28 protein-coding genes are annotated in these 24,343 nt (G+C 53.3%); 3 read left to right on the top strand and 25 right to left on the bottom strand.

What is annotated here, in order from left to right; translation table 11 throughout:
- Window positions 1-12: 12 nt before the first annotated feature.
- The 22 genes from R5H23_RS13680 to R5H23_RS13785 all read right to left on the bottom strand — a co-directional run bounded on the left by R5H23_RS13680 (window position 13) and on the right by R5H23_RS13785 (window position 18,347).
- On the bottom strand, window positions 13-699 hold the full coding sequence (locus tag R5H23_RS13680) for a hypothetical protein (protein WP_317215774.1): 687 nt from the start codon (window positions 697-699) through the stop codon (window positions 13-15).
- A gap of 3 nt (window positions 700-702) precedes the next feature.
- Window positions 703-1,941, bottom strand: a complete 1,239-nt coding sequence (locus tag R5H23_RS13685) for a hypothetical protein (protein WP_317215775.1) — start codon at window positions 1,939-1,941, stop codon at window positions 703-705.
- 44 nt (window positions 1,942-1,985) lie between these two features.
- Window positions 1,986-3,125 carry a baseplate J/gp47 family protein gene (locus R5H23_RS13690; protein ID WP_046900284.1) on the bottom strand — a complete coding sequence of 380 codons (1,140 nt, stop codon included), beginning with the start codon at window positions 3,123-3,125 and terminating at the stop codon, window positions 1,986-1,988.
- 42 nt (window positions 3,126-3,167) lie between these two features.
- Window positions 3,168-3,527: a phage tail protein gene (locus R5H23_RS13695; protein ID WP_317215776.1), complete on the bottom strand. Its 360-nt coding sequence runs from the start codon at window positions 3,525-3,527 to the stop codon at window positions 3,168-3,170.
- Window positions 3,524-4,147, bottom strand: coding sequence for a baseplate assembly protein (locus tag R5H23_RS13700; protein WP_317215777.1), 624 nt, complete (start codon window positions 4,145-4,147; stop codon window positions 3,524-3,526). The genes R5H23_RS13695 and R5H23_RS13700 overlap by 4 nt, the downstream gene beginning before the upstream one ends.
- A complete protein-coding gene (locus R5H23_RS13705; protein WP_317215779.1) occupies window positions 4,144-5,205 on the bottom strand; it encodes a hypothetical protein in 1,062 nt (353 codons plus the stop codon). The genes R5H23_RS13700 and R5H23_RS13705 overlap by 4 nt, the downstream gene beginning before the upstream one ends.
- The gene (locus tag R5H23_RS13710) at window positions 5,202-5,411 is read right to left on the bottom strand and encodes a hypothetical protein (protein ID WP_317215780.1); all 210 of its coding nucleotides are present in this window, start codon (window positions 5,409-5,411) and stop codon (window positions 5,202-5,204) included. The genes R5H23_RS13705 and R5H23_RS13710 overlap by 4 nt, the downstream gene beginning before the upstream one ends.
- 6 nt (window positions 5,412-5,417) lie before the next feature.
- Window positions 5,418-6,335, bottom strand: coding sequence for a hypothetical protein (locus R5H23_RS13715; RefSeq protein WP_317215781.1), 918 nt, complete (start codon window positions 6,333-6,335; stop codon window positions 5,418-5,420).
- 18 nt (window positions 6,336-6,353) lie between these two features.
- Window positions 6,354-7,229, bottom strand: a complete 876-nt coding sequence (locus R5H23_RS13720; protein ID WP_317215782.1) for a hypothetical protein — start codon at window positions 7,227-7,229, stop codon at window positions 6,354-6,356.
- A gap of 166 nt (window positions 7,230-7,395) precedes the next feature.
- A complete protein-coding gene (locus tag R5H23_RS13725) occupies window positions 7,396-7,716 on the bottom strand; it encodes a hypothetical protein (protein ID WP_099213336.1) in 321 nt (106 codons plus the stop codon).
- Window positions 7,713-8,138, bottom strand: coding sequence for a hypothetical protein (locus tag R5H23_RS13730; protein ID WP_046900291.1), 426 nt, complete (start codon window positions 8,136-8,138; stop codon window positions 7,713-7,715). Before R5H23_RS13730 ends, R5H23_RS13725 begins: the two co-directional genes overlap by 4 nt.
- Window positions 8,139-8,140: 2 nt before the next feature.
- A complete protein-coding gene (locus tag R5H23_RS13735; protein ID WP_317215783.1) occupies window positions 8,141-9,625 on the bottom strand; it encodes a phage tail protein in 1,485 nt (494 codons plus the stop codon).
- Between the two features lie 83 nt (window positions 9,626-9,708).
- Entirely contained in the window at window positions 9,709-10,686 is a 978-nt protein-coding gene (locus R5H23_RS13740) for a hypothetical protein (RefSeq protein WP_317215784.1), read from the bottom strand.
- 10 nt (window positions 10,687-10,696) lie between these two features.
- Entirely contained in the window at window positions 10,697-11,101 is a 405-nt protein-coding gene (locus tag R5H23_RS13745; protein WP_264648811.1) for a hypothetical protein, read from the bottom strand.
- A gap of 205 nt (window positions 11,102-11,306) precedes the next feature.
- Window positions 11,307-11,708: a hypothetical protein gene (locus R5H23_RS13750; RefSeq protein ID WP_064274306.1), complete on the bottom strand. Its 402-nt coding sequence runs from the start codon at window positions 11,706-11,708 to the stop codon at window positions 11,307-11,309.
- Between the two features lie 55 nt (window positions 11,709-11,763).
- Complete coding sequence (locus tag R5H23_RS13755; protein WP_317215785.1) at window positions 11,764-13,143, bottom strand: DUF4043 domain-containing protein; 1,380 nt, start codon at window positions 13,141-13,143, stop codon at window positions 11,764-11,766.
- Window positions 13,144-13,219: 76 nt separating this feature from the next.
- Window positions 13,220-13,708 carry a hypothetical protein gene (locus tag R5H23_RS13760; protein ID WP_317215786.1) on the bottom strand — a complete coding sequence of 163 codons (489 nt, stop codon included), beginning with the start codon at window positions 13,706-13,708 and terminating at the stop codon, window positions 13,220-13,222.
- A 23-nt stretch (window positions 13,709-13,731) separates the two neighbouring features.
- Window positions 13,732-15,150, bottom strand: coding sequence for a phage portal protein (locus R5H23_RS13765; RefSeq protein ID WP_211503379.1), 1,419 nt, complete (start codon window positions 15,148-15,150; stop codon window positions 13,732-13,734).
- Window positions 15,151-15,192: 42 nt separating this feature from the next.
- On the bottom strand, window positions 15,193-16,509 hold the full coding sequence (locus tag R5H23_RS13770) for a phage terminase large subunit (protein ID WP_317215788.1): 1,317 nt from the start codon (window positions 16,507-16,509) through the stop codon (window positions 15,193-15,195).
- The gene (locus R5H23_RS13775) at window positions 16,490-16,939 is read right to left on the bottom strand and encodes a hypothetical protein (protein WP_317215789.1); all 450 of its coding nucleotides are present in this window, start codon (window positions 16,937-16,939) and stop codon (window positions 16,490-16,492) included. The genes R5H23_RS13770 and R5H23_RS13775 overlap by 20 nt, the downstream gene beginning before the upstream one ends.
- Before the next feature lie 587 nt (window positions 16,940-17,526).
- Window positions 17,527-18,039: a hypothetical protein gene (locus tag R5H23_RS13780; RefSeq protein ID WP_317215799.1), complete on the bottom strand. Its 513-nt coding sequence runs from the start codon at window positions 18,037-18,039 to the stop codon at window positions 17,527-17,529.
- Window positions 18,039-18,347, bottom strand: a complete 309-nt coding sequence (locus R5H23_RS13785; protein WP_064274272.1) for a hypothetical protein — start codon at window positions 18,345-18,347, stop codon at window positions 18,039-18,041. Before R5H23_RS13785 ends, R5H23_RS13780 begins: the two co-directional genes overlap by 1 nt.
- Before the next feature lie 106 nt (window positions 18,348-18,453).
- On the opposite strand from R5H23_RS13785, the gene R5H23_RS13790 reads away from it, so the two are divergent.
- Window positions 18,454-18,846 carry a helix-turn-helix domain-containing protein gene (locus tag R5H23_RS13790; protein ID WP_046900300.1) on the top strand — a complete coding sequence of 131 codons (393 nt, stop codon included), beginning with the start codon at window positions 18,454-18,456 and terminating at the stop codon, window positions 18,844-18,846.
- 534 nt (window positions 18,847-19,380) lie between these two features.
- On the opposite strand, the gene R5H23_RS13795 is transcribed toward R5H23_RS13790, so the two are convergent.
- Window positions 19,381-20,895 (bottom strand): replicative DNA helicase, encoded by a 1,515-nt coding sequence (locus R5H23_RS13795; protein WP_046900301.1) that lies wholly within the window; start codon window positions 20,893-20,895, stop codon window positions 19,381-19,383.
- 121 nt (window positions 20,896-21,016) lie between these two features.
- On the opposite strand from R5H23_RS13795, the gene R5H23_RS13800 reads away from it, so the two are divergent.
- A complete protein-coding gene (locus R5H23_RS13800) occupies window positions 21,017-21,331 on the top strand; it encodes a hypothetical protein (RefSeq protein ID WP_211510246.1) in 315 nt (104 codons plus the stop codon).
- Here R5H23_RS13800 and R5H23_RS13805 read toward each other — a convergent pair.
- Together R5H23_RS13805 and accD are read right to left on the bottom strand one after the other, a co-directional pair.
- Window positions 21,307-22,629: a folylpolyglutamate synthase/dihydrofolate synthase family protein gene (locus R5H23_RS13805; RefSeq protein ID WP_211510247.1), complete on the bottom strand. Its 1,323-nt coding sequence runs from the start codon at window positions 22,627-22,629 to the stop codon at window positions 21,307-21,309. The two genes, R5H23_RS13800 and R5H23_RS13805, sit on opposite strands and share 25 nt — an antisense overlap.
- Window positions 22,629-23,498, bottom strand: a complete 870-nt coding sequence (gene accD / locus R5H23_RS13810) for an acetyl-CoA carboxylase, carboxyltransferase subunit beta (protein WP_086633071.1) — start codon at window positions 23,496-23,498, stop codon at window positions 22,629-22,631. Before accD ends, R5H23_RS13805 begins: the two co-directional genes overlap by 1 nt.
- 272 nt (window positions 23,499-23,770) lie before the next feature.
- Between accD and R5H23_RS13815 the strand changes: the two genes are divergently transcribed.
- Entirely contained in the window at window positions 23,771-24,334 is a 564-nt protein-coding gene (locus R5H23_RS13815; RefSeq protein WP_086633070.1) for an HdeD family acid-resistance protein, read from the top strand.
- Window positions 24,335-24,343 lie beyond the last annotated feature (9 nt).

Raw genomic sequence — 24,343 nt, forward strand, 5'->3', positions numbered from 1 at the left:
TTGCCCGATCCATTATTTGCTCACCTTGACCCAGCCGGTTATGCCGCTGGCTGCCGTTTTTTCAATTATTTGGTAAATTACGTGGGCATCAGCTGCGTGCCCCAGCGCTGTCTCCACGAAGAACTGTCCACCATGCCGGCTGCCGTATCGCAACCCTGCGCTACCATATCCATAACCTCCACCACCGGCAGGAGCGGCAAGTGATGCCAATGCATGGCAATCCGCTGCATTCAGAGGTTCGAGAATAGTGGGCGCGACACCTGTGATTGACAGCAGCGCGTTGAAAACAGATGCACGCGTATTCTTTTGCGCCACCAGAGAGGACACGATACGGGTGCGATAGTCCCTGTCCAGCTCCGAAGTGCGACGCGTCAAACCAGCCGGTCCAAAATAATCAGCCGCCAACATATCCAGAAATGGGCCACTCATCGTTATGAGGCGTGTCTGCTGCTGACATTCATCAAGTAATGTCCATATTCCAGCCAGAACGGCTGAAAATCCCCTCAGAACCGCGACAAGAACTGGTGCAGTTTCCTCCTCCAGACCCTGAGGCGCTGCTGGGAACCAGCCGACAGGCAGAAGGCTTCTCAACCTCGACGCAAAATCATCGACTGATCCGGGAACCACCCCCGTATCCAAAAGAATTTTCCCATCAGTCGCCTGAAGGACCACTTTCTGGCGGTCGTACAATCTGGCCATGCTTCAACCTCCAGCCTGCTCTGGGGTCATCAGCGGGATACGATAATCCGTTCCATTGACGCTGATATGCAAAAAGCCGCCCCCCACTGTGGCGGGAAGCGTGCCTGCCGCATTCGTTACCGGGGAAGAGATTTGCAACTGCCCTCCCTCTTCCGGAAACAAACCAAGGTTTGACGATCCGTTTTCGCCACTCTGCACATACAGACCAGCCGCCTGAGTGCCTGCCCCAGGTTGGACCTGCAAAGTGTTGTTGGGTGCCACAGCACTTGCGACGGAAAAGAGTGTCTGTCCTTCAATATTGCTGAACAGAATTCCATTATCGACAAAATCCTGTCGTACGCCTTTCGAACGCTCTGTCACGGTAGAGCGGACAAATGCTCCAACATTACCGCCCGCGACCCCACTAACAACTTCCGGCGTATGCCACTCCAGAGCATGATTACGCGCAAGAGACAGGGCGGAGGCATATCCATTATCTGTCCCGTTTGTGCCGCTTAAAGCCGTCGCGCCGAAAACAATACCGACCTGCCAGGCGTCAGGGTTTGAAACAAAAACGACCCCCGCCGCAGCATCGGAAGTACCCGAGGTCTGACCACCACCCGCACCAAGCTGAATGCCATAAACACCACCGCCGACATTGGGGGCATACGGCGTAGACTGACCAATCGCCAAGCCACCAAAATTGACTGCTTCAAGTTCCATGACGAAAGTCGGTTGATAATTCACACCAGCCAGGCGCCACGCTTCTCCATAATAGGCGTAGGCTGTCGTGGTCGTAGGTGCAGAAGTGTCATCAGCGACACCCCATGACGCAATGCCGATCGTACTTGGTTGAAACCCCAAAGTGTCTGGTGCCGTTTTTGCATCAGATGTCCGGGACGCTGCCACAAAAGCACTATTGCCAAACTGGGCTACCGAGGCACATTGCGCGTCCTGCAAGGCCCAGGGCCCAATCGAGGTGGCTCCCATTGTCCGGGACAGCCAATCGTTTTTAGATGCTGCATCCCGATCGCTCAGTCCCGGATTAGCGGCAGCATCCCCGATCAGAACACGATCAGCAAAACGGCTGATTTTTGCTCCTTTATCCTGATAGAATGCCCCACTCGGCTGGGAAACTGCTGGAGCACCTGCAATCTGGGAAGCCGTTGCAGTAACGGTTTGATGACCGCTGGAATCTGCCAGCACCAGAACTTCATCGCCCGTCAACGTATCAAGCCGCGGGTATGTATTGAAAACAGGCATAGCCTTCCTTCTGCCCCGATACAGTTAGCAGGGGGCCTGTTTGGTCAGTTCTGAAGAACGTTGATCTGAATTGTGCCGACTGTCAGTGCCTGCTCGCCATTCGCAGCAATATCGGCTTGCCCACCATTCAGGCGGACATCCAGAACGGAGGTAACCGTCACGCCGGCCCCGACATACGCTAGATATGATAGGCGGCTATAGGCATAACCTGCACCAACCACTGCCCCTGCAATGTCCAAGCTAAGGGCATTCTCAATCGCTGTTGCAGCCTGCTGAACCACAACCGACATTGGCACGACGACTGTCATGGACACATTCACCGCGAGCGTCTGGGGAGGTCTGACGGCAAAGCCGACTCCCAAGGCCCGAACAGCGTCAACAGCCTCATAAACCTGTGTCAGCAGCGCATCCGATGGTGAGCCACTGCCGTCATTCACGACGACCGTAAAATATCCGGTCTGCGCAGTTCCATCAGCAGCAACACCATCTCGAAGCGAACTCGATAATCCTGTCTGAACACCCGCAACAGCATTCCCAACGGCTGCTCTGCACCCAGATGCTTTTGCAGCAAGCCACAGAGGAAAACGCGCACGCAGCTGCGCATCCGTCTCTTGGTCGGCACCGTTAAGAAAAGCCGCTGGATTTGTAACAGTGTCAATGCCGGAAATAGCTGTGCCCATCAGACAGAGCGCACCAACAGATACGTTACCATTTGATCCCGCAACCTGACATTGAACTGGAACCGATATGCTCTGCATGTCCGTCTGCCGAACATACCCGCCTGCAACGTCGGACCAGACAGGCAGATTGCTATCTTTGATCACTGCGAATGAGAGGCCAGAAACAGTGCGGACAATGGCTCCTGGCACAATCACTGCCGATTGCTGGGATGGCGAAAATGACATCATTGTCACCATCCCGGTCGATGCTGTTCCGGGTAAACGCATCATCCCGAAATCTTCGACAAAACTGTCGCAATCCTCAGCAGAGGAGGTTGCCAGACGTGTGCGGAGCAAGGTTTGTAAAACAAGATATTGCAGCCATAATCCTATGCCACCGACACCTTCCATCAGTGCCCGCACGGGCGATCCAACAGAGCCATCCAAAAGCTGCGCACAGGAAGACTGCGCCGTCGCCACGGCGGTGGAAACCGTCGTAGCAAACGAGCGAAGAGAAAGAGACATTACGTCCTCCGGAAGCGCAGAACATAGCTCTGCGCTTCTTGTTTAGGCGGAAAAATCCACTGTTTGCTGCTGCCCCGTGTCAGCATCGACATAGGAGATATGGCAAAGGCAAAGCCCGTTATCGGCAGCACTCACAGTCACATCAACAGAATGACCGGAATCAACTCCAGGGTCCTTGATAACCTGCACCCGAATAGCAGCTTGCATGACAGCCGGAACAACGACTTCCCCAACCATGCTTTGCAGACCCACCCCGTATTCCGGCTGCCAGATGTAATCACCAGGATTGGTTAACAAGCGCCTTAAAAGCCTCTGACGTGTTTCGTCAGCCCCGGAAATAACCTGTAAGCCGCCGTTCTCCAGCAGCAGATCACCCCCACACAAATGACTGATAGAACTCATCCAACAGGTCCCCCTGTCGTCTGGCTACCCATCAGATGTACATGTTGCGTCAACGAGTGCTGATCTGTTTGAATATCGCCACCAGAGACCTTCAGACCATTTGCAGAAAACACAGCCGTTACGTCGCCTATCGTCAGTGAAATACCACTCTCTGCAATATGTAAGCGCGCATTGCCTGCCCCTAGGATAACCCCGTCAGAGCCAATCTGGCACCAACCGGCCTGAGGATTTACGTCACCAACCTTGCCGTTTGTTTCTGTTGGAGGTGCACCGCATCCTGCCCTGATCAGCATTGTCCCTGGCTGAATAGCCTGCCCATCAGAGGGAGAGACGGGCGCAGTCACAACCGTGTCAAAAACAGCTCCGATAGCAATCAGATGCTCACCATCCCCTTCAAGGGGTAACAAGGCAACGTGGGTCCCTGGTTCAGATGGACAAGAAACACGCAGATTTCCGGCCTGTACGCCCCCCACATCAGGTATCCAACCGGTTTCCACATTGTCAGGCTGGATACGAACCTTGATGGCATGGTTCGAAGGATCAACTGCGGACACAATTCCAAGGACAGCGTGCGCGCTTCGGTTTGCAAGGGCGGCAGCTAGCATTCGCGTATCACTCATGCCCCACTTCTCCGGCTACGCAAAACCACATGCTGAATAAATCCATCATTCACAGAAAATCGGGAAACAACCTGATCCACACCCAGCGTCTGCTCCGTTGTCCCCAGTGAAATCTTTATAAATTGCCGCGGACGCAGCCTTATAATACCAGGCATTGAAATACGGACTGACATTGCATGTGCAGAAATACGCTCATACTTACCACGAGCCAGCCGACGCAGATCTTCCAAACGACGGCCCGGCACACGAAAGCTGTGGAGTACAGTCAAACCTGATGGTGCATCCTGGGAAAATGTTTTGCCATCATAATAAATATGCGTACTGCTTCTCTGTCGAGAATCCCAAGATGCCATATGCACCACAATACCCGTGAGCAATTGAAGATCTCGAGAAACATCTGTCTCGAATACGGCATTTCGAACATCAATAATTTCAGCGGTGTCTTCGTCTACGTAAGACGGCTGACAGACAAGCGTTTTCCCATCCGCATAAAGATCACATAACGCATCCCTCGCAACGGCAAAGGCCAGATCTGCCGCCGTCTGAAAGCGATGCTGCGACAGAAGGGCACCCCTCTTATGCTCTACTTGCCAAAACTGACCCATCATATGGTCAGAGCCATCGTCAGGAAGAGAAATCCGGGTCGCAAGTGCCGCGCTTCTGGCAATATCCTGCAGCAGATCAGATCCCGTATGGTTAAGCCAGGAATCCTGCACGCGAAGGTCTATAAGTGCCGCAAGAGCGTCCCGACACTCCATTTCGACAAGAGAATGCTCGTCAACATTCCGGACATGATCTGCACGCCCTTGAAATAGAACGGTCCATCCTGAAGAAATTTTATTGTCCCTGATTTCAACAGAAATCCACGGGCTTGAAGGTATATCCTGTTCAAACCAGAACGATGCCTCTCTAACCCTCTGCCTCTTTATTACGAACGTCAAAACTGCCGTATCGCAAGACTCATATCTATTAGAATCCAGTTCGAAACTTTTAAGCGCAAGATCCGGATTTTCTATTCCATCCCATAAAATTCGAACTTCGATCTGGCGTGCTGTCATTCTCCCTCCTCATGGGGAAGCCCTGATGAGAGCGTAAGGTCTTTCATCGGAATTTTCAGAGGTTGGACTGTTTCAACTTTGCTTAAATCTGGATCTGATAGCCCATTGGTCTGAGCAATTCTCCACCACTGGCAAGCATCTCCCAGTTCACGCGCCGCAACATGAAACAGCGAAATATCAGCTGCCGTTACAACAATATTTTTCATAATTCCTCACGCGTGCACTATCGGCAATTGCCCGGAAGCATCTTGAGAACCACGGACATACGCCAGAGAATGATTAACCAGACCGCCCGTATCTGATGCTGCGCTAAGCAAACCGGCACTCCCGGCAACTGCACCCAGAGACGATGTATCCGCAATCGCGACACTTTCCAGATTGCTTCCTGTGCTCTCCATGATGGACATCAACCCACTCCCCGCGGTCGTAAGCTGATGGGATATCGCGGCCATGCTGGACGGAGTAGCCGCAAGATTAGAACCACTCTGGCTCAAGGTATTTGCCATCCCCAGAGCATCAACAACCTTGGCGGCAGCTCCCCCCGCCCCTACTAAAGTGGCCAATGGCATAAGCTGGCCTATGATGGAATTAACTTGCCCAGTACCTGTAAAAACGCCTTCCGAAATACGCGCTACCATATCTGAAACAGTCTTGAGCCCACTCTCAGTATCATTTCCTAGAATGCGTGTGAGTGAACTTTGGTCTGTCCCAGAATCAGTAGCTTCTGCTGGCCGTTCCAACGTCAGTTCATATGAACAGACAGCTCCCTTCGCTTCATATGAATAAACAAAGCGAGCAATCCAAACATCACTTGCTATACCTGCCGCAGAAAAAGCGACTGGCTGCCCCGAAATGCGCATCCGCTCCACGGCTTGTGCCCGAGCCTGTGCATTCGGCCCTAAAAAACGTCCTCGCAATTCCAGTCGGCCAGGATCGTTTCCAAGCGTATCAACAACACGCTCGCCTCCGGGAAGCCTATGCACGACCATCATTTGATGGCCACCAACCTCAAGTCGGTCAGGAACTTCAATACCGCTCAGTACAAGTGAGCCAAGGGTAACCGGTGCAGACGTCCCTAAACGGCCGATGGAACCGATAACGTTTTCAATGGCAGAGAGCGTTACACTCATTGCGGCTCTCCTCTGATCTCATCCAATTCCAATGCTACAACCTGGATATTGGGGAAATTGAATTTCATCGACGCCTCCCGTTGCACGTCGCGCAGCAAGACGGCTCATTTTTCCAAAATCGCTGATGTCTTTGCGCTGCTCTTCACCCAAAGGGGGCATTCCTGATCGGGAGGAGTGAAATGTGTGGGGTAAGGTATTTTCTTCAAATTCAGGCTGCCGTATCCGCCCCAATTTTCCCAACGATATTGGAAGGAACTGTGATGAAATTGCTGAACAACCTTCCAGGTCTCGCACACCAGATTTTAGAACAGGGACAGACCGGGTATTGATTGCTGACTTCCAAATATCAGGGCGAGAACCCGCTAAATCTGGCGTATTACGGGAAAAAACATTAGGTGCCACGCGGCAGTGCTGCCCCGGGCTTCTTGCAGAAAAAAAATTCTTCGCCGGTGAGGCCGCGCTTAATCTTCCCGGCTTGATAAAAAAATTTTCCGTGCCGCTCAACTGCATATCATCGCGAATTTTTTGCGATACAGCGTGGCCAGATTTCTTCAATTTAGCCTGCACAATATGCACAAGACTTTCTTGCTCAGGCCCCATTTTAAAAATGCTGCTTTTATTTCTTACAAGTTTTGGAGCATTTTCTAATGTGCCTTCGACATGTGTCTCTTGGCTACTTTTCGAGAAGGAAAAGCTCCCGGCTGACGTCATGTGAGGTATTAAAGAAGCCATCGATAATTTCGGGAAATCCAAATTTCCTTTCTCGCGGCTCTTAAAAAAACTCACTGTGGGAATGACAGCCGTCCTTCCCTCTAGCAAAGATCGTCGCAACACATTCCGGGAAAACAACATTCCTGACGAAAGAACGCCTTTCCACAATTTATCCGTATGCATGCCTATTCTCGGTACTGTCTTTGGTCCCAGTCAAAGACATGACCTGCACGCTCTGCCGTCACAACACACGCAGCCATCCGCCTTGCGCGAGACCACGACTTCAACAAATTCCATGGCACCCCATGATCCAGAAGGTAAAGCATCTCCTGAAACGCAGAGTGCCTACTCAGTTTTTTGCTGTAGCGACCACCATCTCTTCATCAGTATCCTGATGAAAACATGGATAAAGCACTGCAATTCCACCTTTACCGATACGGCGCGCCAGATCACGAATTTCTTCTTTCGTACCCGGCATCTGCACTGGAACACCGTCGATAGCCGTAACTGAACAGATCATTTCCGCATAGCCCAACCATGCAGCAGCCGAAGCACCAGTCACAGCAGAGCCTGCCGCCTCAATCAGATCCAGCATATCCGCAGGATCGATCTCTTTCAGAGAAAGACATCGTCCATCAGCAAGACGAACTTCTTTCGGAAGCATACTCATGAAATCTTTGCCCTCGTCGATGCAAAGAACTGCACCGTTTGATGAACCATCTGATCCGACTGCCAGGCATCATTTTTCAACTTGATGGACACGTTCGTGTACTCCCACGTACTTGTCGTGCCATCAGGCTCTGTCACGTACTGGTAAATTGTACCGCTCCCAACCGTTCCAGCATTCCAGTAAGCAGCTTCAATAGCAGCAACCAGATTGTCCAGTGCCGCACTCGCACGTGCGATCTGAAACGAACCACGCCAGCCATTCGGGACATTGAACTCGACTGGCATGCCATTAAGCGGACTTGCTCGCAGAGCATGCGTCTCCTGTGATGCCCCGAAAGACGTGACATCACGCAAATCAACCCGCTGGCCGTTCCAGAGAACTGTAATCCGGCAGTCACGACCAATACTGTAAGGATTTGCCATGCTCAGACGCTCCCGCCCGCAGTCGTCACCGTCACGGAGGTGCCCCCCTGCAAATTCACCACAAATTTTTCATTGATGCCCTGGTACCGCACAGCTACGTCAGCCTGCACATATCCCAACGCAGTCCGCGACTGAGAATTATTCGAACTATCGCAAACAACGCGGTAAGGCAGTTCAGAATTCTGAACCCCCAAAATACCTTGAGACAACAAGGACGACAGGAAACCCAGCAAGGTCGAGCGAATGTCGGAAAAGAGCGTGTCATTCACGACCTGTCCGACATACGCTCCCATGCCACCAGCAAGGGATGACGCAATATAATTGGTCAGACGGGTATAATTATCTCCATTTACCGTCGCTTTACTTGACGTATTGTGCCCACACCGTACTGCCCAGTAAGTCCCGCCAGGCGCAGGATTGCAGATAACATCGATCCCAGCCGTAAACAGTGTAGATAGCTCGGCCGTGGAATAGGTTGCGCTACTCCCCCCTAACCCTGCCTTTTGGCTTCCAACAATACCGGAAAGTGCTTTGTTCAGGCTCGACTGTTCAGGTGAAAGTGCAGAAAGAATGCCTGCAGCAAATGCCTGAGGGCTAACAAGCATCATGCCATTAACGTCGTCGTTCCACCAGATCCAGTCACCGAACATCAACTTTACGGCTGAAGAATCCAGACCACTGGCGGCTTTGACGAACACTGCATTGCTTACACTGTCATATGCAGGGCTTGCCGCAACCATATAGACCCCTTCACCGAGGCCAAATGCCGCCTGCGACGAATAGGACGCGCTATCTGTCACGCTATGAAGCGTAGCAACGGCACATCCCTGCCCCCTAAGAGCATACATACCCGTCCGAATGATATCGTCTTTTCCTAGAAAAGCCGACGTATCAGGCGCCCCACCATCTAGTCCTCCAGACAGCGTCACGCTTCCGGGAACAGGATCAGGAACTGCATCCGGCAAATGGATCGTCACCAGAGCTGACAGATCCTGCGCGACAGCAGCTTCCAGGATGTTCCATGTCGCACCTGAATAAGTTGCTGCTCCAAGAACCGGATGCGAAACTGCCAGCCCATAACCCGCCCCCGTTGCGGTCAGGCTCACAACGATAGCATTACCAGCAGCGCCGGTATGAACAGCACTGAGTGTAACGCCTCCCAAAGAGGCCGTTGCGTTTGCATCCGTTCCATCTGTTACACGCACGACAACGAACGATGACGCCCCTTGCAGAGCCGCAATATTTACAGCCAGCCCAGCATCCGTCGTTTTGTTCTGTTTACTCCCAAACGCAGAGAGATAATCACTCATGCCGCCCACTGGCACCGGAAGCCCTACCGGGCCCCATCCTGCCGTTCCAACGATACCCAGCTTCGATGAAGAGGCACCCGTTAGTCCCAGCGGCTGTGGCTGCGCAATCTGTACATAAAGGTTAGGAACCGTAAGCGCAGTCGTATTCAGCGTACCCGCCTGATAAACCAGAGACATCCGCCGATATTTCCTCCAAAAAATAAAGTAAATTGTTCCAATAAAATAACTATTAATTATTCTCTATTACATTGATTCTATTTTTAATGGCTTTCATAGACGACAGTCCCAAACTGATTGACCATCATTCCCGGATATGAATTCTGAGCTGCCTGAGAAGTTTGTGCAGCCTGCATTGCCTCAAGAGCATGCAGAACCACACTATTATCAAAAGCAGGCTCGATTGCGCCGAAGCTGCTAACCTGATCACCAGCAGAAACAGTCCCGGCCCCAAACATCATGTCAGACGACCACTGAACCTGAAGGGTGTCAAAAACCAGCTCGTACAAATAATCCCGTCGATACAATGCCTGATTTTGCATCGTATCGATGTCCTCAACACTCACGAACCTAAGCTGTGCCTGCCGGCCATCCAAAGTGGAAATCCAGCTCTTCTCAGCCAGTTCCGTATCCAAAAACTGTCCAAGCGTATCCCGAACACCAGAATCAGCCGTCCAGAGCGAAACCCTATACCGCTGATTCTGTCGGCGGTTCACCCTTACGGACTGGCCATAGCCAACAACGTTTCCGGCTAAGTTATGCCCCGGAACCTGAATAGAATTTCCGTCTGCAAGACCTTTTGGGAGTTGCCCGGCCAAAGCCAAAGCCACAGTTTCAGGCGTATCCTGCTCCGTCACGGCATAGGCAGCAGAAATCTGAGTTTCCCCCGCCTCGTACCAAACACCGACAACCCCTGAAGGCGCGCCCTCAGAAGAAAAAGCAATGCAAACAGCTTGCGCACTTTGCTTCACCGTTACCGTGGGCAGAACACGCGCCTGAACCTGCCAGGGGCGCCCCAAAGGCTCTGGCACAACAATACCTTTCTGAGGTGCCAGTGTGACCGTCAGGAAATCCGTATTGTTCCGAATATTTTGAGCTGCAAATATATCACTCGGTAAAAGCCACCCGCGACGAACGATCGTCTGCCGTCCCGTTACAGACGGCTTTTCGAGGCCTTCTGGATATAAAATTCCCGCACACACATAAGCCAGAGCCAATCCGACCTGAGAAGCATCCGCCATTTTTCTCTCCTCAGACCTGTTGCAGAGACATGGTGCAACGCAAACCCCAGTCCGACATCTCGGCAGCGTTAATCGTGTACGTCGTATCCAGATCCGTCGTGACCGTCATATAGGGTTGCAACACAATGCCCGGCAGCCGCGGTAAATACATGACGAACTGCCCGGGCTTGGCTGACCCTGGAATACCACTCCCAGATCCCTCTCCTTTAGACCGCAAAACAATCGCAGCAGGACATTCCTCAACGATGTTCCCTTGCGTTCCAGAAACGCCACTGACCTCCACAGTCCGATTACATGCCACACATAGCGGAGGTCGAAGGTCATCCACGGCCGCTACAAAAAACGTATTTCCCCCGCAAGTCAGAATATCTCCGACCACAGTATCTTCACGGCAATCCGTAAGCACATATTCCATAACCCCACCCCAATTGGGGGATCGGGAAAATGTAAAGTCCGCACTCGAATCAAAAGCGAGCATCGGGTGTGCATAAATATTTTGCATGGGAGACAACGGATTATCCGGCCGGTATTGCTCTCCGGAGTGACCTAAAATCCCTGCCGCTTTTGCATACCCTCGACAAAGTCTGGACGCGATCTGTTCCGCCCGCATCATGCCCCCTTCAGATGATGACCAATCGGCCATCCTGCAATTCCAAACCGCCTGTCACCCCAAGAAACGCGCATAAACGCCGACGCCATAACGTCAAAAGCATCACGCGATCACGCACTTCATGACCGTTGTGATACCAACTCGCAGCCTGTGCCGTGTCCAGATTTTCAGACGCCCCCAAAAGAGCCGTTTCCAACGGGTAAAGCTGTGAAAGGTACAAACGTACCTGCTGCAGTTCTGCGCCGGACAAGCTGTTAATCCGCCATTCCAACGCTCCCTCAACTTGAAAGAAGCGCCAGGATTCCTGCCCTGTCTCCCGCGATCCAATTGCCGGATACCCGCAAAATCGCCGAACATCGACCTTTTCGCCGTCCGTCAATGGACCCGAGGACAGGCTTGCAGTCCCAGACATATAATCCTCCTCCACCAGAAGAACCCCCATGGAATCATGGGGGTTCGAAATCAGCTTAGAAGGTCATGCCAAGTGCATCCGTGCCCAGGCTCTCAATGATAACGCCACGCTTGAGATAGCTGTTCGTCGCCGTGGGAATAACGTTTGTATCTGCCGTCACATCCGTCGGTAGCGCGAAACCCCCAATCCAGTACCAGGACTGAGCGATAATCTGGCGCAGTCGATCCAGTGGCTCGCGCGTCACCATTGCAACCCCATCCACCATCTCAATCAGTGCGCGATCAGCGTCTGGGATGTCCGAATGGCCGGTCAGCGCACAGTCACCCTCGATCAGAGCCCCCTGACCCAACAGCAGAGCACGATGAATAGGACCGGCACCAAGAGAAAGCTGCTGAGGGGCCTCTGTTGTCGGAATAAATCGAACACCCAGAAGCTCAATAACTTTTCCGGAACGATACTCTTCCGAACCATATGCTCCCCGATAAAGATGCTTGAAGTCATCGTCACGGAACAGCGATAGAAGCTGAATATCATCCAGATAACAATGATATGCCCCATTGATCATAGGAACATTGTTACGGCGAAGCGTCGCAACACCAGCCAGAACCTGCTGAATACCCAGCGTATCCGCGAGACCGTTTGCACTCGCCGTCTGTAGAGCTGCCGTCGTCAGACGGCCATTCGGACGGATCACCTTCGGTGCCGTTGCCGCAACCACCGGCTGCCCAACGGCACCATCCGCAACAGACACGCTGGCGGAGAATGTCATCTGCCCGGAAATTCCGCCCGGCGCCGTAGAAACATTGGTCGCATCCGCTACCACGCGAACAAGCGTGTACACATCCGAACCAACAGTCACAGTCATGCCATTGCTGGATCCAATCAGCGTAACCTGGCCATTAACGATGACGGACTGAAAACCCCGAATGTCATCAACTTGGATGGTGTCGCCTTCAGCATCAAGCGCAACACTAACGCGCGTATTGCCACCCAGATAACCACCTACTCCATTCTGAGCTCCACTAAACAGCGTATTGCGCGCCAGCCGATCCAGAGACTGCATGGCCTGAACACCATTGGTGTTGGCATTTGCAAGAAACTGCGATGCAATCCCCACACCACTCGTCACCATATTCAGATCAATCGTGTCGCCATACTGATTGATCGAAAGAGTGTATTGCTCAACAGACCAGCCAGCAGGGCTCATTCCATTATCGAAGTTGGTATTGCCCGTTGGATTCAGCGGTGTCGTAACAGGAGCCTTCAGACTCTTACGCGTCTTGGTAAGAGTTTCACCAATAGCGTTAGGGAAGATCTCGCGGTCAGCAACCTGTCGAAATCCCAGTCGAGATTTGAGGCCGTTTTCAAACTCCCGTGCCAGAAAACCCTGCTGAATAGCGGCCTGAAGCTGAACTGGAAAATTTTCGATGCTCATGAATGTCATTCCGTAAATATTTATGAAAAATTCCGGGATATTTGGCCGGTCAAATATTTAATTCACTGTCGCGCTATCAGGCACGGGCCAGAAACTGCCACTTGCGCGCTTCGTAATCAGCTTCAGTAGCTGCGCGCGCGTCAAAAGGTTCAATGCCGCCAGGCTTTGGTGCCGGGTACCCAACCGTTGTGCCACTCGAATATCCGGGCCGCACAATTTCTCCGAACAAATATGCACGCTCCTGCCGCGCCTGTTCTAAAGCCTCAATCACTCCCACAACCGCGCCATCCTCAGTGCGGGTAACACCGCCCATATCAATCAGACGAACAACATCTTCAGGATTATACGCACCCAAACGAACAGCCTCTGACCGCAGAGCCGCAACCATGATTTCACGGTCACTTTCCTGCTTCACACGAGACACAATTTCCTCATGCGATCGCTGCAGATCTTCTTGCCGGGCAACAGCATCCGCCATTTCCCGACGAACGGATTTGACCTCATCCTGCGCTTGAGCAAGCGCATGACGCAGAGCCTCCACACCCTCAATAGTTTCTTCAGACACGGATATTTTCCCTCCGTTCAACGTCACGCCTCATCCGGCGCAACCCACTGTTCAAGCACACGCCATTCTGCCCCAGGGTCAGAATTCCCAGACGCCGTCGCATACATTCTGACAGCCGTCTCTCGGCTTAGAATCCCGTTGGAAACAGCCGTCACCAGCCCCTGCGACAGCGACAGAAGCTCCGGATCCGTTGCAGGAAACCAGGCGGGCCACCTCAATGCCATGCGACAATAAGGGAGGTCTTTCACCAAAGCCCCACCCAACCGCAGACCGTTTTCCAGCACACAGGAAAAACGGCAGGCCATTCGGTAAACGGCCAAAAGCCCATTCTCGCCATAAGAATGCCGCAGCCGATCCACCAGCCAGATCAGAGGCTGGCACATCATTTCCATGGCCTTGCCAGACTGCACGCCTGAAATCCGATCGCCATGCGCCCGGTTGCCGTGCAGTTGCTCCAACGCAATTTGCCGCAGTTCCCGATAGTGCTCGAGCACGGCCCCTGCGGCATTGCCGTTAATTTCCAGAAGCTTGGCATCCCCTTCAGGAGGCAACGTCAGAGCCGACGACGCTCCGCCTTGGTGAGCCACACCATCCGAAAAACCTCCAGTTTTCAAAACCAGCGTCGGATCAGAGCCATATTTCAGACCCCGCCCAGCCTGAGACAGAAGGTAGTCCGCCTCAATGACCGTATCGATCGCCCGTTCAAAAGTGCACTCTCCTTCCGGGTCGCGCCCATGTACACCCCCCAGGTTGCGGATCCAGATAATCGGCACAAAACCCAGCCCATGGCGCACGGACCGGCTTTCATCCCGCACCCCGCCATCCATCCCGACAAGCCAGGGTACGGAAACTGCACAATCCATTGGTGTCCAAATCCGCTGCCACCAGAATTGCGCACCCAATAGATCTTCGCCAATTGGATAACCCTGCGCAGCAAGGTCCCGCCCTCGAACAAGAAACCGTTCCTCAACACGCAGAAGTTCGCCACTGGCATCATCCCAGACCGGCGTCAGATAAGCCGTATCAAGAACCGAAAGCTTCGGCACGCCGGCCGACACCTCAAAAAGAACCACCACAGAACCAATGGAACCACACGTTGCGGCCTCCATCATCAGTGATGCTAAACGCGTCTGTGCGGCGAAAACACTCATGGCTTCCGCAACCCGCACATCATCCGTAATCAAACTGGGCCAGTGCGTATCGCCAAAAAGTAACGAGACGGATTCATCGACAACCGTTCGGCATAAATTACTCCGGACAGATGGTCGTCTATTCGAAAGCGGAATGTATTCCCCCGCCCCTGATCGTTCCAGCGAGAACGGATGAGGCAAGGCATCATATTGCGTACCGTCCAGCACGCGCCTTAACGCCAGCAGGCGTGCTGTGCGCGCAGACGCACCCGCCGGCACGGCATACCGCCGTTGCAGGGACAACCAGTCCATGAATTCTCCAATGCTAAAGCCCGCGTGCAGCCTAGAAGCTGGTCAGCGCGCCAACGAAAATGCTGACGGGCTCCAGCCCGCCATACTGCTGCTGCCAGACAGCATCAGTTCACTCAGTCCCCAGACCATCGCGTCCGCCCGATCCGGAGACCGGGGCCCTCGATATCCACTGACTGAAAAATGACAGAGCTGATCCTCAAGCGCTTCAAAGCGCCCGTGATGAACCACCTTGCCAATCTCATAGAGCGCCGCCACAGGCTCTGCCCGCGCAGCCTTGCCTCTCGCTGCTGTGACCAGCCGAACCGGCGCAGTCGCTCGCACACTCCGAATGGTATTCTCTACCAGTGCGCCACCGAAATTTCGTTCGGCAACAATCCGCTCCGCCCGCCAGTCATCCAGAGCATGCAATGCCCGTGCCGCCCATCCTGCCGGACTGTCTCTGGCAGAAAGATCTTCCAGAACATGTCCGACACCATCAGCATCCACGCCGCAGACAACAATTCCGATTTCATCCGATCGATAATCTTCCGGACCAGAGGCTCCCGAAGGATCAACCGACACCAGAATACGCCGCATGCGTGAAGCGATATCCATCCGCGTCTGAGCCGCAACAGCAGCTTCGCGTCTGAACGACTCAATCCGCCAAAGCGCCCCTTCAACAGCAACCTGGTATTCGCCATGAAGAAACCGTCGCCGCTCCCGTTCCGGCAACGCTTCCAGCGCTGCAAGATAATCCTCTCCCAGATTATCCCTGTTAGAATGCGGATTAAGAATCATCGTGCCATATAAGGAACGATCCGACATGGGTTGCCCCGATTTCGGCTCTATTCCCAACTCGAAAAGCGCATAAAGCCAATGACCAACACTCGGCGGGTTGGCATCAATATATTCACGGTTCACCAAGTCACATTTCTGCGCCAGGCGCGTCAGCAACATGTTCCGCGCGCCATAACTGATCTGGCTCGCCTCATTCAGATAAACTGTCGCAAATTCAAGACCCAGAATTTTCTCGGTACGCTGCTCATCATCCAAACCGCCGAATAGAATGGTAGACCCATTGGAGAACGTCACGACACAGTCCTGCCGATCCAGCTTCCACCGAACCCGCGGAAAACAGAACTGCATGACCTTTGGGAACGTATCCCGCAAAACAGACGCCTTAAGAGCCGTTAATCTGTGACGAAAAATACCATGACGACTGTCTGGAACCTTCAACGCTCGAATAACAACGGCTCGGATCAACACAAACGTTTTGCCTGAGCGTGAGCCGCCCCTTAATAAAATATGACGGGCAGGCCCTCCCAACAAACGAACAGCCTCGCTTTGTGCATCATTCAGCCTAAAGGGCGCTGTCGTCATGGCTGATACAGATGGAAATGGAACCTGTCTGGTCTTCGGTATGTCCGGCTTTAAAACGAGACGGTCGATGTGCCTTTAAAAGAAACGCCATCAGACCATCACTATATTTTTTCCTGACGAGCGGGCTTCCCGTCTCGGGGTTGCAAATAATTTTTCCACCATAGGTAATTGGCTCGTCATATCCTTCGACAGCGCGACGCCGGGCTTCAGCTTCCAAGGCATCTGCCGCTTCCTCCAAAGCATCATCCCAAAGAAATGCGAAGTGAGGGTCCGTCTCTTTCCAATGATACAGCGTGCTTCTCTGAACATTTGCAAAACGGCCAGCTGCAGAGATATTTCCATTGGCAGCAAGATGCTTCAGAAACTGTTCCTTGCGCTGGCGAGATCGCCCATGGCGTATCCGTTGCTTCTCACTCTGTGTCTCGCTCATTTGTCCATTCCCTTCCCGACTCTGAGCGTCAATCAATCCGAAGCTCTGCTTCACGTCGGCTTTTCAATGACCATCCATCAAGCCAAGCCTCGTGTTTTTGCCCAGCATGTATGGGCTTTTTCCTTGGAAAATGTGTTCTGGGAACTTCCTGTAATCGTAATCGCTGCTCCCGCTGCGCCATAACTTCCAAACGGCTTCTGGTCGCCTCGCTCACGCATCCAAGGGCCTTTAACGAAAGAGTTTTTCGCCGACAGGGAATAGCTCGACAACGCACATCAAGCCGCGTGAGCCCTGCGTCCACCAATTCATGCCATTCAAGAGAACAATCTGCCCGATGAAGCGCTTCCTCAGCATTCACCAAAGGGCACGCGACGACATCTAAACCATCCCCAAGAATAACAACCATAACTTGGTGACCGGAAAGGACAACTGATCCGGAAGAAATGTGAAATCGTTCCAACACTAGAAACTCTTCCAAATAAAAAAGGCCAAACTCAAAATTGAGCTGGCCTTTTGAAATAAGATATCTTCAATGTACTTTTCTTATGCAATAATCGCGTTCGAAATTCAATACTTTTCTGAGAGATTTAAATTTTATTCTTCATATTTTCGTACGCATACGAAAGTTGCTCAAGAAGCAACGCACATTGTGCCGAAATTTTCATACGCGCCCGTCCTTCAGAAAGGCCGGGATAAAGATGACGTGCCATCGCAGAAAAAGACATTTCTCGTGCCAGCATCATTTCAAGACGCACGTGCCCACACAATCCCAACCTCTCACGAATTTCCGAAATCCGAACCGAGCACTTGCCACGGCCAATCATCCACGTGTGCACATCGCCCTTTTCACGAAAACGGCCATCTGACGGTTTTTCTTCCACAATACCAATCGTTGCAAAGAGATACTCCCGGTACCACCGATCTGCAGCAGAAACCTCGTCGTCCCCAATGTCGCCCGCCTCATACATCGAATGCACTGTGTTAACGACACGATGCACCCCATTTCGCTCCACGATTTCATGATGCTGAAAGCGTTCTGGAGTGGGCTTCATATGGCGGGCAATGGTCACTGGAGGGATTTCCCGAATTAACGTTTGCATCAGTGGATACTTTCCCAAATCGCAGAAGCCCCCATCGGAGCCAAAACAGGAAACTGCGGAACCCGATCAGCGCCCCACAAAGCGTTCCAGCTCACAGGGTGCCCTGGCGGCAGAGCCTCAGCGCTCTCACGATCCACGACCAGTCTTTTCGGAGTGCCGCCCGATACCTTTGCAATCTTTTTAGCCTTGCGCATCGAACGATTACGCGCCTCTTTATGGAGAGGCTTCCAACTGTCAGCCGCCAACATGGCTGCAATGGCGCTGGCAGATACCCGACGAGGAGTCTGGCTTTCACTCATCTGCCTCATTCTAACTTCCTTCATGCTGCAAATTTGATTTTTGGCAAAATGCCATAGGTAATAAGAAAAAAAACTTCTTCTGGATTTGGCATAAAGCCATTGCTAAAAAGGCCACATGGCCAAACACAAGCGCTCGGACTCCCTGACTATCCTCCAGCGAGCTATCGGAACACGTATCGCCTGGGCCAGGGAACTCGTTATTCCCAACCAGAGCGAATGTGCCAGACTCCTGGGAGTAGATGCCTCCACCCTCAACAAGATTGAGCGTGGCGATCGCGCGCCCAGCGTCTTCCTCATCGCCGCTCTCTCGAACCGCCTCCGCGTCTCGACAGATTTTCTTCTGAAAGGCGTCCTGAACGGTCGTACCGACGAAGAACTGGCCCTGCGGCTGGCTGCCCTGCACCCAGAGTTGGTGCTCCAGCGGCAAGACATGGCTCCCGACAGGGACAAAAGCACGACTTCCGACATACCTGATCAGCCCACGAGACCGGACGAGGATCTGCACTGATAGTGTCTTCGCTGACTTCAATGCGCATTCGAACGCTCCCCCATTCGTCGTAGTGCAGCAAGCCTGCCTCGGCGATGGAATGAACAAATCAGAAACGTTTCCAGCTATCAGCGAAACACAACGCATCAACCGGCCCCCTTCCTTCCTCAGCAGCCATCCCCACGACAACCGCCGATTAACGATAAATTAATGGCAATATGCCACTAGGTCAAGAAGCAAATATGGCTCATTGCCATTGCGGAGCTTGCGTGTACTCCCCGCTTGGGAAACGTGGCCCCTAACCACCCGCCTCTCACAGCACTCTGACATGATGAAAACTGTTGGTTTCCGTAACTTGCATCACATTGCGGAACCGATTTTTTTTTAACTCGCTTCTGTACCAAAAATTAGAATGCAACAAAGTGTTGCCAACCTTTGACGCCTTTCGTGAATCTGGAAAGCAGACATTTCTTGGATGTTAATTCCCGTTTCGAAATTCGATCTCGGGTGATACTCGGACATAAAAAAAGCGGTCCGAAGACCGCTTTCCAATTCTTATTCGTGGATCGTATCCAAATCTCCGAACCGGGTATATTCTCCCTCAAAGTACAACTGGACCATTCCAGTCGGACCATGTCGCTGCTTCTCAAGAATCAACTCAGCCTTGTTATGCACAAGGGCCATTTTCCGTTGCCACTCTTCAGTCGCTGCCTGAAACTTCTCATTGCTATCGTAAGCACTATCTTTGGGCATCCGCTGCTGCAGATAATACTCATCACGATACACAAACATCACAGCATCCGCGTCCTGCTCAATAGAGCCAGACTCACGAAGATCCGACAGCATCGGTCGCTTGTCTTCGCGGGATTCAACCTGACGAGACAGCTGAGACAATGCGATAACCGGCACTGACAGCTCTTTCGCAATCGCTTTCAGGCCCTGTGTAATCATTGAAATTTCCAACACACGACTGTCCGGCTTGGTCCCAATCGCAGGACGCATCAATTGCAGATAATCCACAACTACCAAGCTTAACCCCTGCGTTCGCGCCAACCTCCGGCATCGCGTTCTCATCGCGGAAAGCGAAATAGCCGGCGTATCGTCAATGTAAAGTGGCAGCTTCTGCAATTCACGAGACACCCGGACAAACCGATCAAACTCTTTCTGTCCGATATCACCACGACGAATTTTTTCACCCGATACTTCTGCCTCGCCAGACAGAATACGCGTCGCCAACTGTTCAGATGACATTTCGAGAGAGAAGATGGCGACCGAACCGTGAGGCTTTTCTCCACGCTCTTCAGCGTCTCTCATGATCGAACGCGCCGCCGAGAACGCAATTTTTGTTGCCAGCGCCGTCTTTCCCATGGCCGGACGCCCAGCGAGAATCAAAAGATCAGACGGATGCAACCCACCCGTCCTTTTATCCAGATCTCGCAGTCCGGACGTCAGGCCAACAACATCGCCCGTCCGTAGAAATGCTTTTTCAGCAACATCAATAGCTCCCGTAAGGGCTTTGCCAAACGAGACAAACCCGCCCTCCTGACCACGTTCAGTCGCCAGTTTGAACAACGCTTCTTCAGAAGCCGCAATCTGATCACTACCATCCAGATCAGGGCGCGCTCCAAAAGCATTGTTTACAACTGTCTCTCCGATATCGATGAGCTGACGCCGGACCCATGCGTCGTGAACAACACGACCATAATCCCCGGCATTTACGATCCCCACCATAGCGGTCAGAAGTTTGGCGAGATACGCAGGTCCGCCCGCAGCATCCAGCACACCCGTGTGCTCGAATTCGGCCTTCATCGTAACGGGGTCAGCGAGCTGGCCACGCTCAATGCGACGGGCCACAGCCTCATAAATCCGGCCATTCACCGAGTCGGCAAAATGCTCGGGCTCCAAGAAATCCGAGACCCGCTCATAGGCCTTGTTATTGGTCAGAATAGCTCCGAGAAGCGCCTGCTCTGCCGCGATATTCGCTGGCGGAGAACGACGCAGGAGCGCGCCTAGCCCCCCATCATCAGAGGACGCGTCAGACGCAGCTGGAGAAGGAAAGGATTCGATCATAGTCACGACAGTCTTTTACCATCAGCATCCTCCAGAAGCAGCGTCTCAATGTGCATCTCCTGCCGAGACAAAACGTTTTCAGTCCTGTCAGCCTCTCAATCGCTACATCAGGACGCGGGACATGATCTCAAAAGAGAAGTTCTACGACAGCCTTAAGAACGCCAGTCCGCCGACCGGCCTGTCTCTTCCTCAAACAGCCCTCTGGTGGATTGGAAAACAGAATTGGGCCAAAGCACACGAACTGGTGCAATCAGCCGAAGGCATACGACCAAACGACCGTATTCACGCCCTTCTTCACCGACAGGAAGGAGATCTGGCCAACGCCCGCTACTGGTATTCCAGAGCGGATGCGAGGATGCCGGACCAGACCATCATGCAGGAATGGGATGACCTGGTCCGACAAAACTTCGCTCAGACGGAAACCCAGCCATCCTGAGCAAGAGCAACGCCTGCAAGATAAAGACTACCGCAAATCAGCACGCGTGCGGGCTCTTGCCCACTTTCGGCCAAACGCTCCAAAGCTTTCACAATCGTCGGCCCAGCGATTGCGATTCCCCCGGACGCAGCAACAAGCTCCTCCACAGGCGTGGCAAGATGCTGGTCAACTTCCGCAACCGCCTGAACGCTGGCTGCACGCGCCAAGAGGGGCTTGAGAAATCCACTCACGTCCTTGCTCTGCTTGACCCCGGCAATGATGTGAACAGGTCGATCCTTCCAACCATCAAGCACTTCCCCCAGCACCTCACCTGCACCAGGATTATGGCCACCGTCCAGATAAAGCTCCCACCCATCTGGCAGCATAGCAGCAAGCGTTCCATGCAATCGCTGTAGCCGGGCAGGCCAGTCAGTTCTGGCAATACCCCCATACGCACTCAAGGGGATATTCAGCCCAGACACCCGCAAAGCCGCAATCGCAAGAGCTGCATTTGTTGCCTGATGCGGCCCCTTCAAACCCGGCAAGGGCAATTCAAGGCTACCTTGCGGGTCAGAATAATGCAGCGTTAGACCATCCACTCGAACGTGCACATTCTGTCCCAGGCTCCACAGAGGCGCCTTCAATGCCTCCGCATGCGACCGAATGGCATTCAACGCTTCTGGAGCCTGCGGAGAGACAACGACGGGCACATCAGGCTTGATAATCCCAGCTTTTTCACCAGCAATGGCCTCTAGCGTTTCTCCCAGAAAGGCCTGATGATCCAGACTAATCGTCGTGATGGCACACGCAGCAGGCTTAGGAACCACATTTGTGGCATCCAGCCGTCCACCGAGACCCACTTCAAGAATGACAAGGTCAGCAGGGATGCGGGAGAAAAGAAGAAAACCTGCGGCCGTCAAAACCTCGAAGACGGTAATGGGCGCACCTGCATTAACGCGCTCAACCTCTTCAAAAGCATCCACCAGCGTATCTTCGTCAACCAGCTTCCCTGCCAGACGAAACCGCTCAGTAATGCTCACAAGATGCGGGCTGGTCATTACATGCACACGGAGACCTGCTGCCTCGGCAATGGCCCGCAGATTGGCGCATGTGCTCCCCTTGCCGTTCGTACCAGCAACATGAATGACTGGCGGCAAGTGCAGTTCGGGATGACCCAGCTTAGCCAGAAGAACTTCCAGCCGCCCAAGAGAAAGATCAATCAGCTTGGGATATAACTGGTGCAACCGGGCAAGAACCTCGCCCGGCCGTCCCTGATATTCACCAGCCAGACGGACCGGCTCCCCCTTCTGGGCACCCATCAGGCAGCGACGTCCGGAGCCGCCTTTTGGCGAGTCAGCATACCAAGAACGCGCCCCAGAAGCTCAGGCAGCTCGGAGCGCTTTGCAACAATATCAACCATCCCGTGCTCACGCAGATACTCGGACCTCTGGAAACCTTCCGGTAGTTTCTCGCGCACAGTGTCCTGAATCACACGAGGACCAGCAAAAGCAATGAGCGCATTCGGCTCAGCAATGTGAATATCACCCAGCATTGCGAAAGACGCTGATACGCCCCCTGTCGTCGGGTTCGTAAAGACCACGATATAGGGCAGACCAGCTTCCTGAAGCATCTGCACGCCAATCGTCGTACGCGGCATCTGCATGAGGCTGACAGCGCCTTCCTGCATACGCGCACCGCCGGAAGCCGTGTAAATCACCAGCGGGGCCTTCTGAAGAACAGCCAAACGACAGGCCGCCACAAAAGCCTCACCCAGACCTGCTCCCATCGTTCCCAACAGGAACTCAGGCGCCATGACGGCCACCACAGCCTTCTGCCCCTGAATTCGGCCATGAGCGACCACAAGCCCCTCATCAAGATGAGACTTGTTCCGCGCGTCCTTCAGACGATCAGTGTAACGTTTGGAATCCTTGAACCCCAGCGGATCAACCGGCATCTTCGGCAGCTCGATAGTCGTATATTCGCCACCATCGAACGTCCAGGCCAGACGCTCTTTTGCCGTCGCACGCATATGATGCCCACAATGCGGGCACACCTTCTGGGAACGCTCCATTTCCTTGACGAGCATCATCTGCCCGCAGGAATCGCAGTTTGTCCAAAGATTATCCGGCACGTCCCGCTGAAGCAGGCCACGCAGCTTGGGTCGGACGTAATCGGTCAGCCAGCTCATGTCGTCTCGTTACTTTCTGCCTGCCTTCGGGACGAAGGCCAGAATGGGAAAAGGCTCTTGTACAGGCCATTCATAATCGCCGCGTTTTAGCGTTGCCAGCACATTTATGCCAGCCTTGCCATACAGAACTGTGCCCAGCCTCGCAAAAATATGGCACCATCTCCCTTAAGGAACACGCACCGCGATCACCTGCAACCACTGAGCGTCCTCGCGGTTTAATCAGGCAAAATCAGTGAACAGACGGGCCATTGTTCCCGTCCGGAGAAACCCCAATGTCCGACAGTTTCAATACCGTGCAGTTCTCCCCTCAGTCAGGCCTGAAGCCCGGATGGTTCATCGGCGTGGGAGCCTTCCTGGTCGTCCTGGGGCTTCTGGCAGCCTTTGATGCGATCGCCACAACGCTTGCCAGCATGGTCCTTCTGGGCGTTCTGCTCATCATCGGTGGAATCGCCCAAATCATGCAGAGCTTCGCGCATCGCGGGCTCCCCCTGCCCAACCAGTGGCTTTCCGGCCTGATCGGCGGACTTTACATTCTTGGCGGCCTTCTCCTCATCGAAGAGCCCGCTACCGGATCGGTCTTCATTACGGCTATCCTTGCAGGCTGTCTGATCTTCGCAGGCCTCAGCCGTGCCTTCTGGGCCGCAGGGCACCGCACAACAGGTGGCTGGGGCCTCCTCGCCGTCAGTGGCGTCTTCACGCTCCTGATTGGCATCCTTCTCTACATGACACTGCCGTGGTCAGGCCTGTGGCTAATCGGAACCCTGATTGCCATCGAGCTTCTGATGGCTGGGGCATCTGCCATTCTTTTTGGCATGTCACTGCGCAATCGCACTTGATCAGACTGC

The sequence above is a fragment of the Gluconobacter sp. GP1 genome, from assembly GCF_032913585.1.
In the GTDB taxonomy this organism is placed as follows: domain Bacteria; phylum Pseudomonadota; class Alphaproteobacteria; order Acetobacterales; family Acetobacteraceae; genus Gluconobacter; species Gluconobacter cerinus.

Coding starts and splice junctions, on each gene's coding strand:
- R5H23_RS13680 (WP_317215774.1), bottom strand. CDS start 699: ATGGCCAGATTGTACGACCGCCAGAAAGTGGTCCTTCAGGCGACTGAT.
- R5H23_RS13685 (WP_317215775.1), bottom strand. CDS start 1,941: ATGCCTGTTTTCAATACATACCCGCGGCTTGATACGTTGACGGGCGAT.
- R5H23_RS13690 (WP_046900284.1), bottom strand. CDS start 3,125: ATGTCTCTTTCTCTTCGCTCGTTTGCTACGACGGTTTCCACCGCCGTG.
- R5H23_RS13695 (WP_317215776.1), bottom strand. CDS start 3,527: ATGAGTTCTATCAGTCATTTGTGTGGGGGTGATCTGCTGCTGGAGAAC.
- R5H23_RS13700 (WP_317215777.1), bottom strand. CDS start 4,147: ATGAGTGATACGCGAATGCTAGCTGCCGCCCTTGCAAACCGAAGCGCG.
- R5H23_RS13705 (WP_317215779.1), bottom strand. CDS start 5,205: ATGACAGCACGCCAGATCGAAGTTCGAATTTTATGGGATGGAATAGAA.
- R5H23_RS13710 (WP_317215780.1), bottom strand. CDS start 5,411: ATGAAAAATATTGTTGTAACGGCAGCTGATATTTCGCTGTTTCATGTT.
- R5H23_RS13715 (WP_317215781.1), bottom strand. CDS start 6,335: ATGAGTGTAACGCTCTCTGCCATTGAAAACGTTATCGGTTCCATCGGC.
- R5H23_RS13720 (WP_317215782.1), bottom strand. CDS start 7,229: ATGCATACGGATAAATTGTGGAAAGGCGTTCTTTCGTCAGGAATGTTG.
- R5H23_RS13725 (WP_099213336.1), bottom strand. CDS start 7,716: ATGAGTATGCTTCCGAAAGAAGTTCGTCTTGCTGATGGACGATGTCTT.
- R5H23_RS13730 (WP_046900291.1), bottom strand. CDS start 8,138: ATGGCAAATCCTTACAGTATTGGTCGTGACTGCCGGATTACAGTTCTC.
- R5H23_RS13735 (WP_317215783.1), bottom strand. CDS start 9,625: ATGTCTCTGGTTTATCAGGCGGGTACGCTGAATACGACTGCGCTTACG.
- R5H23_RS13740 (WP_317215784.1), bottom strand. CDS start 10,686: ATGGCGGATGCTTCTCAGGTCGGATTGGCTCTGGCTTATGTGTGTGCG.
- R5H23_RS13745 (WP_264648811.1), bottom strand. CDS start 11,101: ATGGAATATGTGCTTACGGATTGCCGTGAAGATACTGTGGTCGGAGAT.
- R5H23_RS13750 (WP_064274306.1), bottom strand. CDS start 11,708: ATGTCTGGGACTGCAAGCCTGTCCTCGGGTCCATTGACGGACGGCGAA.
- R5H23_RS13755 (WP_317215785.1), bottom strand. CDS start 13,143: ATGAGCATCGAAAATTTTCCAGTTCAGCTTCAGGCCGCTATTCAGCAG.
- R5H23_RS13765 (WP_211503379.1), bottom strand. CDS start 15,150: ATGGACTGGTTGTCCCTGCAACGGCGGTATGCCGTGCCGGCGGGTGCG.
- R5H23_RS13770 (WP_317215788.1), bottom strand. CDS start 16,509: ATGACGACAGCGCCCTTTAGGCTGAATGATGCACAAAGCGAGGCTGTT.
- R5H23_RS13775 (WP_317215789.1), bottom strand. CDS start 16,939: ATGAGCGAGACACAGAGTGAGAAGCAACGGATACGCCATGGGCGATCT.
- R5H23_RS13780 (WP_317215799.1), bottom strand. CDS start 18,039: ATGCAAACGTTAATTCGGGAAATCCCTCCAGTGACCATTGCCCGCCAT.
- R5H23_RS13785 (WP_064274272.1), bottom strand. CDS start 18,347: ATGAGGCAGATGAGTGAAAGCCAGACTCCTCGTCGGGTATCTGCCAGC.
- R5H23_RS13790 (WP_046900300.1), top strand. CDS start 18,454: ATGGCCAAACACAAGCGCTCGGACTCCCTGACTATCCTCCAGCGAGCT.
- R5H23_RS13795 (WP_046900301.1), bottom strand. CDS start 20,895: ATGATCGAATCCTTTCCTTCTCCAGCTGCGTCTGACGCGTCCTCTGAT.
- R5H23_RS13800 (WP_211510246.1), top strand. CDS start 21,017: ATGATCTCAAAAGAGAAGTTCTACGACAGCCTTAAGAACGCCAGTCCG.
- R5H23_RS13805 (WP_211510247.1), bottom strand. CDS start 22,629: ATGGGTGCCCAGAAGGGGGAGCCGGTCCGTCTGGCTGGTGAATATCAG.
- accD (WP_086633071.1), bottom strand. CDS start 23,498: ATGAGCTGGCTGACCGATTACGTCCGACCCAAGCTGCGTGGCCTGCTT.
- R5H23_RS13815 (WP_086633070.1), top strand. CDS start 23,771: ATGTCCGACAGTTTCAATACCGTGCAGTTCTCCCCTCAGTCAGGCCTG.